The organism is Microbispora sp. NPDC049633 (assembly GCF_040675265.1).
In the GTDB taxonomy this organism is placed as follows: domain Bacteria; phylum Actinomycetota; class Actinomycetes; order Streptosporangiales; family Streptosporangiaceae; genus Microbispora; species Microbispora maris.
Window position 1 is genome coordinate 1 of sequence record NZ_JBFAOO010000041.1, and the last position, 16,499, is coordinate 16,499.

General features: G+C 71.3%; 15 protein-coding genes. 7 read left to right on the forward strand and 8 right to left on the reverse strand.

What is annotated here, in order from left to right:
- Positions 1 to 117: 117 nt before the first annotated feature.
- On the reverse strand, positions 118 to 828 hold the full coding sequence (locus AB0J39_RS13475; protein ID WP_363463995.1) for a DUF5941 domain-containing protein: 711 nt from the start codon (positions 826 to 828) through the stop codon (positions 118 to 120).
- Positions 825 to 2,432, reverse strand: coding sequence for a CDP-alcohol phosphatidyltransferase family protein (locus tag AB0J39_RS13480; protein WP_363463997.1), 1,608 nt, complete (start codon positions 2,430 to 2,432; stop codon positions 825 to 827). Before AB0J39_RS13480 ends, AB0J39_RS13475 begins: the two co-directional genes overlap by 4 nt.
- A gap of 267 nt (positions 2,433 to 2,699) precedes the next feature.
- On the opposite strand from AB0J39_RS13480, the gene recO reads away from it, so the two are divergent.
- The gene (gene recO, locus AB0J39_RS13485) at positions 2,700 to 3,497 is read left to right on the forward strand and encodes a DNA repair protein RecO (RefSeq protein ID WP_363463999.1); all 798 of its coding nucleotides are present in this window, start codon (positions 2,700 to 2,702) and stop codon (positions 3,495 to 3,497) included.
- Positions 3,498 to 3,527: 30 nt separating this feature from the next.
- Positions 3,528 to 4,313, forward strand: a complete 786-nt coding sequence (locus AB0J39_RS13490) for an isoprenyl transferase (RefSeq protein WP_363464000.1) — start codon at positions 3,528 to 3,530, stop codon at positions 4,311 to 4,313.
- Between the two features lies 1 nt (position 4,314).
- Here AB0J39_RS13490 and AB0J39_RS13495 read toward each other — a convergent pair whose 3' ends face one another.
- From AB0J39_RS13495 to AB0J39_RS13505, 3 genes are all read right to left on the reverse strand, one after another.
- The gene (locus AB0J39_RS13495; RefSeq protein WP_363464002.1) at positions 4,315 to 4,863 is read right to left on the reverse strand and encodes a CGNR zinc finger domain-containing protein; all 549 of its coding nucleotides are present in this window, start codon (positions 4,861 to 4,863) and stop codon (positions 4,315 to 4,317) included.
- 62 nt (positions 4,864 to 4,925) lie between these two features.
- Positions 4,926 to 5,339 (reverse strand): transcriptional repressor, encoded by a 414-nt coding sequence (locus AB0J39_RS13500; protein WP_363464004.1) that lies wholly within the window; start codon positions 5,337 to 5,339, stop codon positions 4,926 to 4,928.
- Positions 5,340 to 5,394: 55 nt separating this feature from the next.
- Entirely contained in the window at positions 5,395 to 5,817 is a 423-nt protein-coding gene (locus AB0J39_RS13505; RefSeq protein ID WP_363464005.1) for a DUF6703 family protein, read from the reverse strand.
- 109 nt (positions 5,818 to 5,926) lie between these two features.
- On the opposite strand from AB0J39_RS13505, the gene AB0J39_RS13510 reads away from it, so the two are divergent.
- Positions 5,927 to 6,256, forward strand: coding sequence for an antibiotic biosynthesis monooxygenase family protein (locus tag AB0J39_RS13510; protein WP_363464007.1), 330 nt, complete (start codon positions 5,927 to 5,929; stop codon positions 6,254 to 6,256).
- A 163-nt stretch (positions 6,257 to 6,419) separates the two neighbouring features.
- A complete protein-coding gene (locus tag AB0J39_RS13515; RefSeq protein WP_363464009.1) occupies positions 6,420 to 7,805 on the forward strand; it encodes a glycine--tRNA ligase in 1,386 nt (461 codons plus the stop codon).
- A 163-nt stretch (positions 7,806 to 7,968) separates the two neighbouring features.
- On the opposite strand, the gene AB0J39_RS13520 is transcribed toward AB0J39_RS13515, so the two are convergent.
- Positions 7,969 to 8,580, reverse strand: a complete 612-nt coding sequence (locus tag AB0J39_RS13520; protein WP_363464010.1) for a TetR/AcrR family transcriptional regulator — start codon at positions 8,578 to 8,580, stop codon at positions 7,969 to 7,971.
- A 139-nt stretch (positions 8,581 to 8,719) separates the two neighbouring features.
- Between AB0J39_RS13520 and AB0J39_RS13525 the strand changes: the two genes are divergently transcribed.
- Positions 8,720 to 8,923: a hypothetical protein gene (locus AB0J39_RS13525; protein ID WP_363464012.1), complete on the forward strand. Its 204-nt coding sequence runs from the start codon at positions 8,720 to 8,722 to the stop codon at positions 8,921 to 8,923.
- A gap of 181 nt (positions 8,924 to 9,104) precedes the next feature.
- Here AB0J39_RS13525 and AB0J39_RS13530 read toward each other — a convergent pair whose 3' ends face one another.
- Positions 9,105 to 10,562 (reverse strand): alpha/beta hydrolase, encoded by a 1,458-nt coding sequence (locus AB0J39_RS13530; RefSeq protein WP_363464014.1) that lies wholly within the window; start codon positions 10,560 to 10,562, stop codon positions 9,105 to 9,107.
- A gap of 386 nt (positions 10,563 to 10,948) precedes the next feature.
- Between AB0J39_RS13530 and ppdK the strand changes: the two genes are divergently transcribed.
- The gene (gene ppdK / locus AB0J39_RS13535; RefSeq protein ID WP_363464015.1) at positions 10,949 to 13,597 is read left to right on the forward strand and encodes a pyruvate, phosphate dikinase; all 2,649 of its coding nucleotides are present in this window, start codon (positions 10,949 to 10,951) and stop codon (positions 13,595 to 13,597) included.
- 150 nt (positions 13,598 to 13,747) lie between these two features.
- Complete coding sequence (locus tag AB0J39_RS13540) at positions 13,748 to 15,661, forward strand: M14 family zinc carboxypeptidase (protein WP_363464016.1); 1,914 nt, start codon at positions 13,748 to 13,750, stop codon at positions 15,659 to 15,661.
- Between the two features lie 15 nt (positions 15,662 to 15,676).
- On the opposite strand, the gene AB0J39_RS13545 is transcribed toward AB0J39_RS13540, so the two are convergent.
- Positions 15,677 to 16,468, reverse strand: coding sequence for a hypothetical protein (locus AB0J39_RS13545; protein ID WP_363464017.1), 792 nt, complete (start codon positions 16,466 to 16,468; stop codon positions 15,677 to 15,679).
- Positions 16,469 to 16,499 lie beyond the last annotated feature (31 nt).

Genomic DNA, 16,499 nt, shown 5'->3' on the forward strand with positions numbered 1-16,499 from the left:
GCCCCGCACCCTCCCGCGCTCCCCGCCCCGGTCGGCGGGGGGGGCCCCCCGGCAAACCCTGCCGCGCGCGGCCCGCCGAACGCTAGGACGCCGCCTTACAAGGGGCCGGCGCGGCGGTCAGCCCTGCTCGGCCTCGCCGGTGACCTGCTCGGCGGCCTCCTCGGGCGACTGCTCCAGGTCCTGGTCGGCCTGGGCCTGCGCGGAGGCCTTGTCCAGCCGGACCCAGCTCGTGACGCTCTCGACCGCGAACAGCACGAGCAGGTACGCCGTGAGGACGGCCGCCACGGGGGTCAGCCAGCCGGCGGCGGCGGCCACGCCCAGGATCAGCAGGCGGACCTCCCAGCCCAGTCCGGCCTGGTACAGCCAGGCGGGGGGCCAGATGCCCTGCCGGGTGCGGTAGACGGTGTCGTACGTGTGGTAGCCGACCACGTAGAGGAGCACGAACAGCAGCCACTTGGGCGTGTCCTCGGCGAGCCCGAGCAGGATGATCGTCGCGAACTCGGCCGCCCGCAGCAGCGGGGGAGTGAGCCAGTCGAAGCGGCCCAGGTGGTCGCGGCCCGCGGTGGGCAGGACCAGCACGAGCAGCACGGCGACGGGCACGAGCAGGATCGGGCCGTCGGTGAGGACACCGGCGACGGCCAGCGCCACGATGGCGAGCAGCGCCACCGCGGTCGCGGGCACGGGCGGCAGCAGCCGGCCCAGGGCGCCCTTCAGCGCGGTGGCGAGCGGGCCGTCGTCGCGGTAGGCGAGCAGGCGCGCGGTCTGGACGCGGCGGCGCTCCTCGTCCGGGTCCGGGAGCGGCGTGGTGGCCTGCGGCTGAGTGATCATGCGAGCGACCTCAGGAGACGTCCGGTGAGGGTGTAGGTGGCCGCGACGCCGCCCCAGACGATCAGCGTGAGGAACGTCACCCGGGGGTCGAAGAACGCGGCGGTGATCGCGATCGCGGCGAAGCGCTCGCCGATGGGGAACACGATCATCTTGCGGGCCCAGTGGACCGGGCGGAACTTGCCGGCCTTGGTCCAGAGCTTCAGCAGCCCGCGCACGCCGGTGCTCCGGCTCGCCCTGCGCTGCTCCAGCGCCTCGCGCAGCGGACGGTCGTCGGCGACCGTCAGATCCAGCGTGGGCAGCGGCACGGGCGCCTTGCGCCGGTTGGCCGCGCCGAACGAGAAGTCGAGCAGGTGCTTGACCGACTGGAGGGCCAGCGCGACCAGCGCCAGCGTCCACACGCCCTCGCCGTCGCCGAACTGCCCGGACACCGTCGCGCCGACCGCGAGGCCGACGAAGACGGCGTACTCCTTGAACCGGTCGAACGTCGCGTCCAGCCAGGCGCCGAGCACGCCGAACTTGCGCGCGTAGCGGGCGACCTGGCCGTCCACGCAGTCGAAGACGAACGCGAAGTAGATGAGCACCCCGCCGGCCACCGCCCCCCAGCGGGTGCCGGTGGCGAACGCGCCGGCCGACAGCAGGCCGAGGGCGATCGAGATCAGCGTCACCTGGTTGGGGGTGAGCCCCCGGCGGGCCGCCCAGCGGGCGATGAAGCGCGAGTAGGTGCTGACGAAGAACGTGGTGAAGAAGCCGTCCGCGCCCTTCACGGCGTTGTCCAGCCGGGCCCGGTCCTCGTCGTACCCCGCCATCTCCGTCAGCGCCTCGTCGGCCTCGGCCTGGCTGCGGATTCGGCGGAAGAACAGGTCGCGCCGGCCGCGCCGGCCCACCGACACGCCGCGCCGGACGAGGCCGAGCACGAGGAGCTCGGTCACGTCGTCCTCGGGGCCGAACAGGTGGGCCATGTCCGCGAGCTCGCGGGCGACCTCGGCGAGGGCCTGGAGGTGACGCTGGTGGAGGTGGAGCGGTCCGAGCAGCACGGCGTTCGGCCGGGTCACCGCGTGGTAGGCGGTGCCGACCGAGACGATCCGGCTGCGGCCGATGCGGGTGCGCAGGGGCAGTCCCTCGACGACCTCCTGGCCGATCTCGGGCTCCGCCTCCTCGATGGGCACGAGTTCGGTCCCGGCCGCGTTCTCGTCCTGCTCGTCGCCCTCCTCGCGCTGTCTCCGGGCGACCAGCGCGATCGCGCCCCGCTTGGCCTTGGTGATCTGGTAGATCAGCTCGTCGTGGACCAGCGAGTCGGCCGGCAGGATCAGCAGGTTGTCCTCGCCGCCCTCGACCGCGTCGGCCAGGGCGCGCAGGTCACCGGCGACGTCAGGGCTCTCCACCACACGGCCGTACGGCCTGCGGTAGGCGGCGGCGTCCCCCGGCCGGGCGATCGTCGTCGGCTCGGGGTCCATGACGGCGGCCTGTGCGAGCAGCCTGTCGTACGCGGAGGGGGCCCCGGGCAGCGATTTGAGCGTGATGTCCGCAGGCAGGGCGGGCTGACCGCCGGGCGGCGGGGGACTGATCGGGCCGGGCGGGGCGCCCAGCAGGACCACGCGGGTCATGGCAACCTTTCACGCATCGGGGGGAGATCAGGCCCTCAGGCTTGACCGGCGCGGGGAGATCCGCCGGATGCCAAAGCTTAGTGACCTTTCGTATGAGCCGATGCACCCCAGGTTTACCGTACGTGCCCTCGATGTACAGCTTGGGAAGGGTTCGTCGCTGGGCATCGTCGCCGGATCATTACCGAATTTTCACCATTCGTGCGCCTCGGTGGGGCGAATGCCCACTCAGGCGGGGCGGGCGGCCGCGAGCGCCCCTACGATGGCGGGGTGAGTCTCTACCGGGACGAGGGCGTCGTGCTGCGCACCCAGAAGCTGGGTGAGGCCGACCGCATCATCACCATCCTCACCCGGCGCACCGGCAAGGTCCGCGGCGTGGCCAAGGGCGTGCGCAGGACCATGTCGCGCTTCGGGGCGCGGCTGGAGCCGTTCTCCCACGTCGACCTGCAACTTCACAGCGGCAGGTCGCTCGACGTGATCACGCAGGTCGAGACCCTGCACCCGTACGGCGAGGCGATCGTGGCCGACTACGCCAGGTACACCGCGGGGACCGCGATGCTGGAGACGGCCGATCGGCTGACGGTGGGGGAGAAGGAGCCGGCACTGCGCCAGTTCCTGCTGCTGGTCGGCGGCCTGCGCACGCTGGCCGAGGGCGGCCACGAGGCCCGGCTGGTGCTCGACGCGTTCTTCCTGCGCTCGCTGGCCGTGGCGGGTTACGCCCCCGCGCTGTCGGAGTGCGCGCGGTGCGGAGCGGAGGCCGTGCGCGCCTTCGCGATCGTCGCCGGCGGTGTGGTGTGCGGCGCCTGCCGCCCGGCCGGCGCCGCGGTGCCCGCCGCGGAGACGATCGCGCTCATGATCGCCCTGCTGCGCGGCGACTGGGCGGCCGCCGACGCCTCCGAGTCCCGGCACCGCGCCGAGTGCAGCGGCCTGGTCGCCGCGTACCTGCAGTGGCACCTGGAGCACGGCATCCGCTCGCTGCGGCACGTCGAACGCGAGTGGCCGGGCCAGGCGGAACCTGCACGCGATCCAGCGGAACCTGCACGCGATCCTCACGTCTTCCGCGTCTGAGGACGGGTCCGGACGCAATACCCTCGGAACATGGTCCGTCCTCCTACTCCGCACCCGTCCGGGGCCACCGCGCCCGCCATCCCGCGCGCCCTGCTGCCGCGACATGTGGCGATCGTCATGGACGGCAACGGCCGCTGGGCCAAGGCGCGCGGGCTGCCCAGGACCGAGGGACACAAGATGGGCGAGGCGTCGCTGTTCGACGTCATCGAGGGCGCCATCGAGCTCGGCATCCCTTATCTGTCGGCGTACGCGTTCTCCACGGAGAACTGGAAGCGCTCGCCCGACGAGGTGCGCTTCCTCATGGGGTTCAACCGCGACGTGATCCGCAGGCGGCGCGACCAGCTCCACGCGATGGGCGTGCGGGTGCGCTGGGCCGGGCGTCCCGGGCGGCTGTGGAAGAGCGTCATCAAGGAGCTCGAGGACGCCGAGCGGATGACGGTCGGCAACAGCACGCTGACCCTGCAGTTCTGTGTGAACTACGGCGGCCGCGCGGAGATCGTGGACGCGGCGGTGAAGCTCGCCCGCGACATCGCCGCCGGCCGGGTCAAGGCCGACAAGGTCTCGGAGAAGACCTTCGCCCGCTACCTGGACGAGCCGGAGATCCCCGACGTGGACCTGTTCCTGCGCTCCTCCGGCGAGCAGCGCACCTCCAACTTCCTGCTCTGGCAGTCCGCGTACGCCGAGATGGTCTTCCTCAACCAGCTGTGGCCCGACTTCGACCGCCGGGACCTGTGGCATGCGTGCGAGATCTACGCCAAGCGCGACCGCAGGTACGGCGGCGCGTTGCCCAACGCCGTCCCCGGCGAGGCGGTCTGACTCAGGAGGCGTCGCGGCGGCGGGCCCGGTACGCCGCGACGTGCATGCGGTTTCCGCAGGTGCGGCTGTCGCAGTAGACCCGGGAGCGGTTCCGCGACTCGTCCACGAAGACGTGCGAGCAGTCGGGCGCGGCGCACGTGCGCAGGCGGTCCCGCTCGTTCTCCACCAGCACGTGGGCGAGCGCGACGCCGCAGTCGGCGGCCAGGTGCTCGGCGACCGACGCGTCCGGCGCGAAGTAGTGGACGTGGAGGGAGTGGCCGTCGTGCTCGGTCAGGCTCGGCGTGATGCTGGTGCGCCGCAGCAGCGTGTTGAGCAGGCCGACCGCCGTCGGCTGGTCCGGCGCGGTGAACACGGCGTGGAACTCCTCGCGCAGGTCCCGGACCTCGGCGAGGTCGCGCCGGGTCAGCGCCCCGACTCCGCTGACCTCCCGCCTGCGGACGAACTCCTCCAGGTCGCCGACCTCGGCCAGCCCGTCGCGTTCGCCGGCGCCGGTGTTGATGAGGTCCACCACCGTCGCCAGCGAATACACCATGTCATGGCTGAACGGCACGCCATCTCCCTCATGTCGCGGCGCAGGCAGCGTACCTCTCGACGGGCCCGCGCGGGGCGGGGTCAGCCCTTTCGGGCCGCCTCTCCCGACGGCTCCCCGCAGGACTCCGCGCACGAGGAGCAGGTGCCGAAGATCTCGACGGTGTGCGTGACGTCGATGAAGCCGTGCTCGGCCCCGACGACCTCGGCCCAGCGCTCCACGTCCGGCCCGGCGACCTCGATCGTACGACCGCACACCCGGCACACGAGGTGGTGGTGATGGGTGTCGGTCTGGCAGGCCCGGTAGACCGACTCGCCCTCGTCGGTGCGCAGCACGTCGACCCGGCCGGCGTCGGAGAGGGACTGGAGCGCCCGGTACACGGTCGTCAGGCCGATCTTCGAGCCGACCGCGCGCATCTCGGCGAACACGTCCTGCGCGCTGCGGAACCCCCGGCTCTGCCGGAGGATCTCGTGGACGGCGTCGCGGCTCTTCGTCATCAGGACTCCTGTGTACGGCTTCGCCCTACGACCTATCAGGTTAGGCCGGTTCGCGTCAGATCAGTCCGAAACGGGTGGCAACGAGGAGAACCAGGAACGTCCCGACCGCCACCCGCAGCAACCGGCCCACCGGACGCAGCGACGGCCACGACAGGTAGGCAAGCCAGGCGATGAACGCGAGCACCGGCAGCACGGCCACGCCGCCCCGCCAGTCGGGCACCACCAGTCCGGCGATCAGCAGGGCCACCAGCACCAGCGGGGCCAGCCAGCGGGGCTGCTGGAACAGGAAGACCAGCGGCGCGGCGCTCCTGCGCTCGACCGCCGCGCGCCGCCCGGTCGCGCCGGGCGTGAAGAACTGCTCGCCCGGCGGCAGCGGCCGCCGCGCCCGCGGGGACGCCGCGTTCGCCCGGGCGGGGGACTTCCTCGCCAGAGGATGCGCCGGCACCTGACGGTGCGGCGGTTCGGTTTCGCTTCCCACGCGTTCGAGCCTAGTGCCGATCCCCTGGGACAGCGCCCCCCGTCGCGTCGTTCGCGGTGCCCCTGCGCCCGCGCCGCCCCCTCCCGGCGGGGCGTACGGGAGGGGTGGCATGCTGGGCGGCATGCTCGCCGTGATCCGTTACTCGGTGCCGGGCGCCCGCGCCGACGAGTTCGCCGCCCAGGCGCGCGCCATCCTCGACCTGCTGGCCGCGCAGCCGGGATACCTGCGCGGGCAGATCGGCAGGTCGGTGGACGAGCCGGCCCTGTGGGCCGTGGTCACCGAGTGGGATGGCGCGGGGTACTACCGCCGCGCCCTGTCGGCGGCGCGAATGGTCATGTATCCGCTGATGACCCTTATGATCAACGAGCCCAGCGCCTTCGAAGGCGTCTACGCGCTCCCGGGCGAGGGGGCGAACGCGGGCACCCCGGGCAAGGCTTGAGCGCGGGGGCGCCGGATTCCCCTAAGCTTGAGCCCAGATCCGGGCAGGTGGCCGGACATCCCGCCGCCGCCGGCAGGCGGCCCGCCGGTCCGCCCGCCTCAGCGATCAGCGCACCGCTGACCCCGATCTCAACGCCGACACCCAGCCGGATGGAGTTCCACTGATGGCACGTCGCACCGACGTCTTGGAAACGATCGTCAGCCTCGCCAAACGCCGCGGGCTCGTCTTCCCGTCGAGCGAGATCTACGGAGGCCTGCGGGCGTCCTGGGACTACGGCCCCCTCGGTGTCGAGCTCAAGAACAACGTGAAGCGCGAATGGTGGAAGGCCATGGTGCAGGGCCGCGACGACGTCGTCGGCCTCGACTCCTGTGTCATCCTCGCCCGCGAGGTCTGGCAGGCCAGCGGCCACGTCGACACCTTCACCGACCCGCTCACCGAGTGCCAGTCGTGTCACAAGCGCTACCGCGCCGACCACCTCATCGAGGCGTACGAGGCCAAGCACGGCAGCGAGCCGGCGGGCGGCCTGGCCGACATCACCTGCCCCAACTGCGGCAACAAGGGCGGCTTCACCCAGCCGAAGCAGTTCAGCGGCCTGCTGAAGACCTTCCTGGGCCCGGTGGAGGACGAGTCCGGCCTGGCGTACCTGCGGCCGGAGACCGCCCAGGGCATCTTCATCAACTACCTGAACGTCCAGCAGTCGGCCCGCAGGAAGATCCCGTTCGGCATCGGCCAGGTCGGCAAGTCGTTCCGCAACGAGATCACCCCGGGCAACTTCATCTTCCGCACCCGCGAGTTCGAGCAGATGGAGATGGAGTTCTTCGTCAAGCCGGGCACCGACGAGGAGTGGCACCAGTACTGGATCGACGAGCGCCTGCGCTGGTACGTCGACCTCGGCATCAACAAGGACAACCTCCGGCTCTACGAGCACCCGAAGGAGAAGCTGTCCCACTACTCGAAGCGGACCGTGGACATCGAGTATCGCTTCAACTTCGCCGGCGGCGAGTGGGGTGAGCTGGAGGGCATCGCCAACCGCACCGACTTCGACCTCACCGCGCACGGCAAGGCGTCCGGCACCGACCTGTCGTTCTTCGAGCAGGAGTCGGGCGAGCGCTACGTGCCGTACGTCATCGAGCCGGCGGCCGGTGTGGACCGCGCGACGCTGACCTTCCTCATCGACGCCTACACCGTCGACCAGGCGCCCAACGCCAAGGGCGTCATGGAGGAGCGGACCGTGATGCGCCTCGACCACCGCCTGGCCCCGGTCAAGGTCGCGGTGCTGCCGCTGTCGCGCAACGCCGACCTGTCGCCGAAGGCCCGCGACCTCGCGGCGCGGCTGCGCCGCCGGTGGAACGTGGACTTCGACGACGCGGGCGCCATCGGCCGCCGCTACCGCCGTCAGGACGAGATCGGCACGCCGTTCGCGATCACGGTCGACTTCGACACCCTGGAGGACCAGGCCGTGACGATCCGCGAGCGGGACTCCATGGCGCAGCAGCGGGTCGCGCTCGACCAGGTCGAGTCGTACCTGCGCCAGCACCTCAACGACTAGATCACCACGACAAGGCGCCTGTCCGGAAATTTCCGGACAGGCGCTTTTGCGTCGGCGTTCAGGGTCTGACTACGTCGACGACCTGCGTGCGCCGCTCAAACGGAGTGCGTCTCGATTCCGGAGATGCCGGGTGGGCTGCTGGCCGTCGCGGCGGCGGACACGTTCACTCGCGGATCGTGGCTCCGAAGATGCGGGCGAGCTGATGATCGATCAAGCTCACGGCTTCTTCGGGGGTCCGCTGTCCGAGCAGAACGGTGGTCTGGATCCCGTCGGCACCTGTCACCAGGAACGCGGCCTCGGCCGCGGCGTCGAGGTCGCGGGGCACCTGGCCGAGTTCCTGGCCTTGCGAGATCAGACCGGCGACGAGGTCCTCAAGTGCACGCGGCGCGTCCCGGGCAGCCTTGGCCATGACGGGGTCGGTGAGGAAAGGGATGAAGTAGGCGGCGTACACCAGATGCCGATTGCGTCGTTCCTCGTCCAGCGGGAGCAGTTCGAGCAGCACTCCCCGCACGAGTGCGTGTACGGCGGGTGCTTCGCCGAGTCCTGCGAGGCGTTCGCGGGCTCGTCGCTCGGCGTCGTCGTTGAGGATCTCCAGCGCACCGAGCAGCAACTGGTCGCGGGTGCCGAAGTAGTACTGCAGCAGCCGGGCGGAGACCTTGGCCTCGGCCGCGACCTGCCTCAAGGTGACGCCTTCCAGGCCACCACGGGTGGCCAGGCGCCACACGGCCTCGGCGATCTGGCGGCGGCGCTGGTCGTGGTCCGCCTGTCGTGGCATACCCGTCCGTCCTCCGTGCTCGTTGTGGTGCGATCGTACCAAGACACTGTTATGGTGCGATCGAACCACAAAACTGCCGGCAGGCACGCGAGTGCGCCTGCCGTCACCGCCCTGCGGAGCGATGGGAGACAGAGCGCAGATGAGGCACGTAACCGTGTTGGTCATCGGCATCCTGCTGCTGGTCCTGGGAGCACAAGGTGCCATCCGGCTGCTGGCCGACCACGACAACGCCGGGCTGCTCGCATGGTTGCCCGGCGGATTCGCGGTGCGGGTGGCGTGCTACACGGTGGCCGCGGTCCTCGGAGCATCGCTGGCCGGCTGGGGCAGCAGAAAGGCCAAGTAGGGCCAAGTAAAGCCACCTACGCGGGCGCTCGGGGCCGCGAACACCTCAACACCGTGACGTTCTCGCCGGTCACCACCACGCGGATCCGGCTCGACTTCACCTCGCGCAGCGTCTACTCCACGGGCTGCTGGAGGTCGAGGCCCTGTAGGGCCGCGCGCGGACGACCCGGCCGGGGGCGCGCTCAGTCGCAGCGCGTCCCATTGGCCGGGACCTTCCCCTCCAGCAGGAACGCGTCGACCTTGTCGTCGATGCACCTGCTCTGGCCGTACGCGCCGTGTCCCTCGCCGTTCAGCGTCAGCAGCACGCCGGTGCGCAGCTGTTCGGCCAGCCGCGGCGCCCACTGGTACGGCGTGGCCGGGTCGTTCGTCACGCCGACCACCAGGATTGGATCGGACCCGGTGGCGTCGACGTGCCTGGCGGCGTCGTCCCCGCGCACCGGCCAGACGCTGCACGACCCCGCGCTGATCGCGGTCGAGGCGAAGATCGGGGTCCGCTTCTCCAGCCGCCGGGCCAGCTCCTCGGCCTGGGCGACCGAGGGCCGGTCGGTGCTGTCGACGCACAGCACCGACGGCAGCGAGAACTGCAGGGTCGAGTAGGTGCCGTCCGGCTGCCGCCCGGCGTACTGGTCGGCCAGCGCGAGCAGGCCGTCGAGCTTGCCCTTCCGGGCCTCGTCCAGGGCCTCGGTCAGCAGCGGCCAGGTGAGCTTGCTGTAGAGCGCCTGGGTGATGCCCGCCCGGGCCACGTCCTCGGTGACCGTGCGCGAGCCCACCTTCCCCGGCGTGCGGGACAGGGTGTCGAGGAGTTGCAGCACGGTGGCGTTGGCGGCGGCGGGGTCGGCGCCCAGCGGGCAGCTTGTCCGCGTCTTGGCGCAGTCGGCCAGATAGTCCTCGTACGCCTTCTGGAAGCCGAGGGCCTGCGTCTTGGCCATCTCGAGCATGCCGATCGAGGGGTCGACGGCGGAGTCGAGCACCATCCGCCCCACCTTCTTCGGGAACTGCGTGGCGTACACCGCGCCGAGGTGGGTGCCGTAGGAGAAGCCGAAGTAGTTGAGGCGCGGGTCGCCGAGGGCCGCCCGCAGCGTCTCCATGTCGCGTGCCGCGTTGACGGTGCCGACGTAGGGCAGGATCCAGCCCGCGTTCCGCTCGCACCCCTGCGCGAATCCGGTGACGAGCTTGGTCTCGGCCGCGGCGTTCTCGCTGGGCTCCCTGCTCATGTACTGGTCCATCTGCGGGCCGCTCAGGCAGCGGATGCCGCTGCTGCGTTCCACGCCGCGCGGATCGAAGCTGACGAGGTCGTAGCGGGTGTTCAACGTGGAGAACGCGTGCGCCGCGTTCATGAGCGTCGTGACGCCCGAGCCGCCGGGACCCCCGAAGTTGAAGACCAGGGAGCCGATCCGCCGGCTCTTGTCGGTGGCCCGCAGCCGGATCATGGCGAGATCGATCTCCTTGCCCTCGGGCTTGGCGTAGTCGAGCGGCACCTGGAGCGTGGCGCACTCGAAGCCGGAGGAGGAGGCGGTCTCCTCGCACGCCTTCCAGGACGGTGACGGCGTGGCCGAGGCGTACTCCCCGGGGGCGACCCGCGCACCGCCGCAGCCGGCGGTCGCCGCCATCGCGCCGAGCCCGGCAATCGTCGCCGCCACGACCGGCCAGATCCTCCGCGCCGACACCCCTCGCGACACTGAAACCCCTCTGTTCGACTGCGTTCGGAGGGTGCCTCGTTTATATCGCAGACCGTCGCGCCCGTATCGCCGACGCACCGGAACTCCGCCTTACCGGACAATGGTCTAAACCAATTCCCTCCGGCGGTGCGGGGTCTGCGCGACGCACATGACGTCGAATTGGTTTATACCAGTGTGCGCTCTCCGGAAAAACGACAGATCTTTGATTGGATTAGACCTCTGAGAGCCAATCTACCTGCTTAGACGTCATATGCGGTGAAGGGTGATGTTTGGTGCTGCTTTTCCTAGGTACAGTCCGGTTGCGGGCCGCGTCCGCGGTTTCTTTGAAGTCGGCGAAGGAGCGTCACATGCCCAAGTACGTTTACGACTTCACCGAGGGCAACAAGGACCTCAAAGACCTCCTCGGTGGTAAGGGCGCCAATCTGGCAGAAATGACCAACATCGGCCTGCCCGTGCCTCCCGGCTTCACGATCACCACCGAGGCGTGCCGCCACTACCTCCGGCACGGCGGCACGCCGGACGGTCTGGCGGGGGAGATCGGCGAGCACCTCGCCGCCCTGGAGGCGCGCATGGGCAAGCGCCTCGGCCAGGCCGACGACCCGCTGCTGGTCAGCGTGAGGTCCGGGGCCAGGTTCTCGATGCCCGGCATGATGGACACCGTCCTCAACATCGGCCTCAACGACGACTCGGTCCTCGGGCTGGCAAAGCAGTCGGGCAACGACCGCTTCGCGTGGGACTCCTACCGCCGGCTCATCCAGATGTTCGGCAAGACCGTCCTGGGCATCGACGACGAGCTGTTCGAGGACGCGATGGACGACCTCAAGGGCGAGCGGGAGGACACCGACCTCGACACCGCCGACCTCCAGCGGCTGGTCGAGACCTTCAAGGGCATCGTCCGCGAGCGGACGGGCCGCGACTTCCCCGCCGACCCCCGTACGCAGATGGACCTCGCCGTCAGGGCGGTCTTCGACTCCTGGAACGCCCCCCGCGCGATCCTCTACCGCCGCCAGGAGCGCATCCCCGCCGACCTCGGCACGGCCGTCAACGTCGTCGCCATGGTTTTCGGCAACATGGGCCCGGACTCCGGCACCGGGGTCGCCTTCACCCGGGACCCCGGCTCGGGACGCCAGGGCGTCTACGGCGACTACCTGCGCAACGCCCAGGGTGAGGACGTCGTCGCCGGCATCCGCAACACCGTCCCTCTGCAGGAGCTGGAGACCATCAACCCCCCGGCCTACCGCGAGCTTCTCGGCATCATGGCGACGCTGGAGCGGCACTACCGCGACCTGTGCGACATCGAGTTCACGATCGAGCGCGGCAAGCTGTGGATGCTGCAGACCCGCGTCGGCAAGCGCACTGCCGAGGCCGCCTTCTGCATCGCCACCCAGCTCGTGGACGAGGGCCTCATCGACATGGACGAGGCGGTCATCCGGGTCACGGGCGATCAGCTCGCCCAGCTCATGTTCCCCCGCTTCGCCGCGACGGCGGGCAACCGCAGGCTGACCACCGGAATGAACGCCTCACCCGGCGCCGCCGCGGGCAAGGCCGTCTTCAGCTCCGAGCGGGCCGTCGAGCTGGCCGGGCGAGGCGAGGCGGTCATCCTCGTGCGGCGGGAGACCAACCCCGACGACCTCGCCGGGATGATCGCGGCCCAGGGCGTGCTCACCTCCAGGGGCGGCAAGACCTCCCACGCCGCCGTGGTGGCCCGCGGCATGGGCAAGACCTGCGTGTGCGGGGCCGAGGAGCTGGACGTCGACACGCATGCCCGCCGCTTCACCGCGCCCGGCGGGATCGTCGTGAACGAGGGCGAGGTGATCTCCATCGACGGCGGCACCGGCGCCGTCTACCTCGGCGAGGTCCCCGTCACCGCCTCACCGGTCGCCGAGTACTTCGAGGGCGAGCCGGCCGGGGACGAGCTGGTCCGGGCCGTCGACCGCATCATGACGCACGCCGACTCCGTCCGACGGCTCGCCGTACGGGCCAACGCCGACACCGCCGAGGACGCCGCCCGTGCCCGCCGCTACGGCGCCCAGGGCATCGGGCTGTGCCGTACGGAGCACATGTTCCTGGGGGAGCGGCGGCGGCTCGTGGAGGACCTGATCCTGGCCGCGACGCCCAAGGAGCGGCAGGTCGCTCTGGACGCGCTGGAACCGCTGCAGACCGGCGACTTCACCGGCATCTTCACGGCCATGCGCGGGCTGCCGGTGACGATCCGGCTGATCGACCCGCCGCTGCACGAGTTCCTGCCCGACCTCACCGACCTGGCCGTGAAGGTGGCCGTCGCCGAAGAACGGGCGGGGGAGGGGGCGGACGACCGGGACCGCAGGCTCCTGGCGGCGGTCAAGCGGCTGCACGAGCAGAACCCGATGCTGGGCCTGCGCGGCGTACGGCTCGGCCTGACGATCCCCGGCCTGTTCGCGATGCAGGTGCGGGCCATCGCCGCGGCGGCCCGGCGGGTCGAGGGCGCCCGGGCGGAGATCATGATCCCGCTGGTCGGCGCGGTGCAGGAGCTGGAGATCGTGCGGGAGGAGGCGGAGCGCATCCTCGCCGAGGCGGGCGTGGAGGCGGCGATCGGCACGATGATCGAGGTGCCGAGGGCGGCGCTGACGGCCGGGCAGATCGCCGAGTCCGCCGAGTTCTTCTCGTTCGGCACCAACGACCTCACTCAGATGACCTGGGGATTCTCCCGCGACGACGTGGAGAGCGGCTTCTTCGGCAGATACCTCGACCTGGGCGTCTTCGGGGTCTCGCCGTTCGAGTCGATCGACCGTGAGGGCGTCGGCCGCCTGATGCGGATCGCGGCCGAGGAGGGCAGACGGACCCGGCCGGGTCTCAAGATCGGCATCTGCGGCGAGCACGGCGGCGACCCCGACTCGGTCCACTTCTGCCACGGGATCGGCCTCGACTACGTCTCCTGCTCGCCGTTCCGCATCCCGGTGGCGCGGCTCGAAGCGGGCCGGGCCGCGCTGACCTGCGCGGAGTCCGACACAAGATGAGTTGAAATTCCACAGAACATCCGGATTCGTTGTGGAATGACCAGGTCGGAGTGGGGGTGGTTCACCGGGTCGCGCGACACGGCCCGGTGACCGTTGAAGCGGCCCGCCTGAGTGATCACTCTACGTACCTACCGCAAGGAAGGACGTGGAGTGAGAAGACGTCGCCGCCCGCCGGCGCTCGCGATCGCCGCGGCGCTGCTGTGCACCCTCCCCACGCTGCTCGGAGCCGCCCCCGTGTCGTCGGCCGTCCCGCCGGCGGCCCTGCTGACGGGCCCGCTGACGGCCGCCGGGGACGCCCCGGCGGGGCGGGCGGACCAGGAGCCGTCGCCGTCGAGGCAGTACCAGGTGGACGGCCCGGCCACCGTCGCGCAGCGCAGCGCGGTGGCCCGCACGGGGGCGGCGATCGACGAGGTGCACGGCCGGAGCATGGTCGTCACCGCGACGCTCCAGGAGGCCGACGCCATCCGACGGCTCGGGTTCAGGGTCACCGACCTGACGCCCCCGGCCGAGGCCGCCGGCCCGCAGACCTTCGACTTCCCCGCGGGGGACTCCGGCTACCACAACTACGCCGAGCTCAGCGCGCTGGTGGACCAGGTCGTCGCCGCCCATCCCACGATCGCCCGCCGGTTCAGTTACGGCCGCTCCTACGAGGGCCGCGACCTCATGGGCGTCAAGATCAGCGACAACGTGGCCGCCGACGAGAACGAGCCGGAGGTGCTGTTCACCGCCCACCAGCACGCGCGCGAGCACCTGACCGTCGAGATGGCGATCTACCTGCTGCGCCTGTTCACCGACGGCTACGGCGGCGACGCCCAGATCACCGACCTGGTGAACACGCGGGAGATCTGGATCCTGCCCGACCTCAACCCCGACGGCGGCGAGTACGACGTCGCCACCGGTTCCTACCGGTCCTGGCGCAAGAACCGTCAGCCCAACTCCGGCACCTCCAGCGTCGGCACCGACCTCAACCGCAACTGGGGCTACAGGTGGGGCTGCTGCGGCGGCTCCTCGGGCACCCCGTCGAGCGAGACCTACCGCGGAGCGGTCGCCGAGTCGGCCCCGGAGGTGAGGGCGGCGGCCGACTTCGTCCGCGGCCGGGTGGTCGGCGGCGTCCAGCAGATCAAGGCCGCCATCGACTGGCACACCTACAGCGAACTCGTCCTGTGGCCGTACGGGTACACAACGGCCGACACCGGCCCGGGGATGACGCAGGACGACCGGGACGCGCACGCCGCCCTCGGCCGCAGCATGGCGGCCACCAACGGGTACACGGCCGAGCAGGCGAGCGACCTCTACATCACCGACGGCTCGATCGACGACTGGATGTGGGGCACCTACAAGATCTTCACGTACACGTTCGAGATGTATCCCGAGGGGAGCAACCCCGGCTTCTACCCGCCGGACGAGACGATCGACCGGGAGACCTCCCGCAATCGGGCGGCCGCGCTCCTGCTCGTGCAGAACGCCGACTGCGTCTACAGGGTCATCGGCAAGGAGTCCGCGTACTGCGGCACGGGCACGCCGCCCGCCGTCGTCTACTCCGACACCTTCGAGACCGCGACCGGCTGGACGGCGAACGCGGCGGGCACCGACACGGCCACCTCGGGCGCGTGGGAGCGCGCCGACCCCGCCGCGACGTCCTCCAGCGGGGCCAAGCAGCTCGGCACCACGGTCAGCGGGAGCTACGACCTGGTGACCGGCGCCGCCGCCGGGACGAGCGCGGGGGACGGCGACGTCGACGGGGGAGTGACCACGATCACGTCGCCGCCGATCACGCTGCCGGCCTCGGGGACGCTCACGCTGTCGCTGTCCTGGTATCTCGCCCACGGGTCGAACTCGTCCGCGGCCGACTACTTCCGGGTGAAGGTGATCGGCGGCACGACGAGCACGGTCTTCGAGCAGCTCGGCGCGGCCACCGACAGGGACGGCGCGTGGAGCGTCGCCACCGCGTCGCTGACCGGGTTCGCCGGCCAGACCGTGCGCATCCAGTTCGAGGCGGGCGACCTGGCGACCGCCAGCCTCGTGGAGGCCGGCGTCGACGACGTCCGGATCACCAGGAGCTAGTGCCCCCTCCCGGCACTAGACCCATTCCCAGCGGATGCCGCGTACGCCGGGCCGGGCGGCGGTGTCCACCAGGTGGGCGGTGCCGAACGCGTCGACGCGCAGCTCGCCGGCGTCGCGGGGCGGCGCCGACGCGTCCGGCGACCAGGTGTGGAAACACCGCACCGGCAGCCGCCCGCCCGTGAACCGCACCTGCACCAGATGCTGCTCGACCGGGTCCCGCAGGCGCCGGTCGTACCGGTCGGCAGGGGCGACGGCGGTGACGTACTCCACGACGTGGGTCTCTCCGGGGGCGAGCGGGTGCGGGAAGATCAGCTCGGTCAGGAGTCCCGTGCCGTCGTCGCCGCCGCGGCCGGGCCGGCACCACTCGGTGCGCAGCAGCCGGGTGCCCGGCGGATGGGCGACCACGTACCGGTCCACGCCCGGCGCGGCCGCCCGCAGCACGACGCGGGCGCTCACCCGGTGCCGCCGGCCGGTGCTCACCACCACCTGCTCGTGGTGGCTGAGCACGGTGAGCGTCTCCGGCCGCCGCCCCCGCGGGCGGGGCGGCCCGAGCAGGCCGATCAGGGCGTATTCGGGCAGGGACAAGATGACCTCGAGCTCCCGGACCGCCGCCAGGGAGGCGGCGCGCTCGGGCCGGGACCGGCCGCGCTGCCAGTAGCTGAGGCTGGACAGACTGACTTCGAAGCCCCGCTCCCGCAGCCGCGAGTGCAGGCGGTCGAGGCTCAGGCCCCGTGTGCGGATGGCGGCCCGCAGGGCACGCTCGAAGGGCCCGGACCGGAGGACCTCCGCGAGCTCGTCGTCCACCACCAGGGCTCCTCCCCGGAAGCGCCAGGGCGGG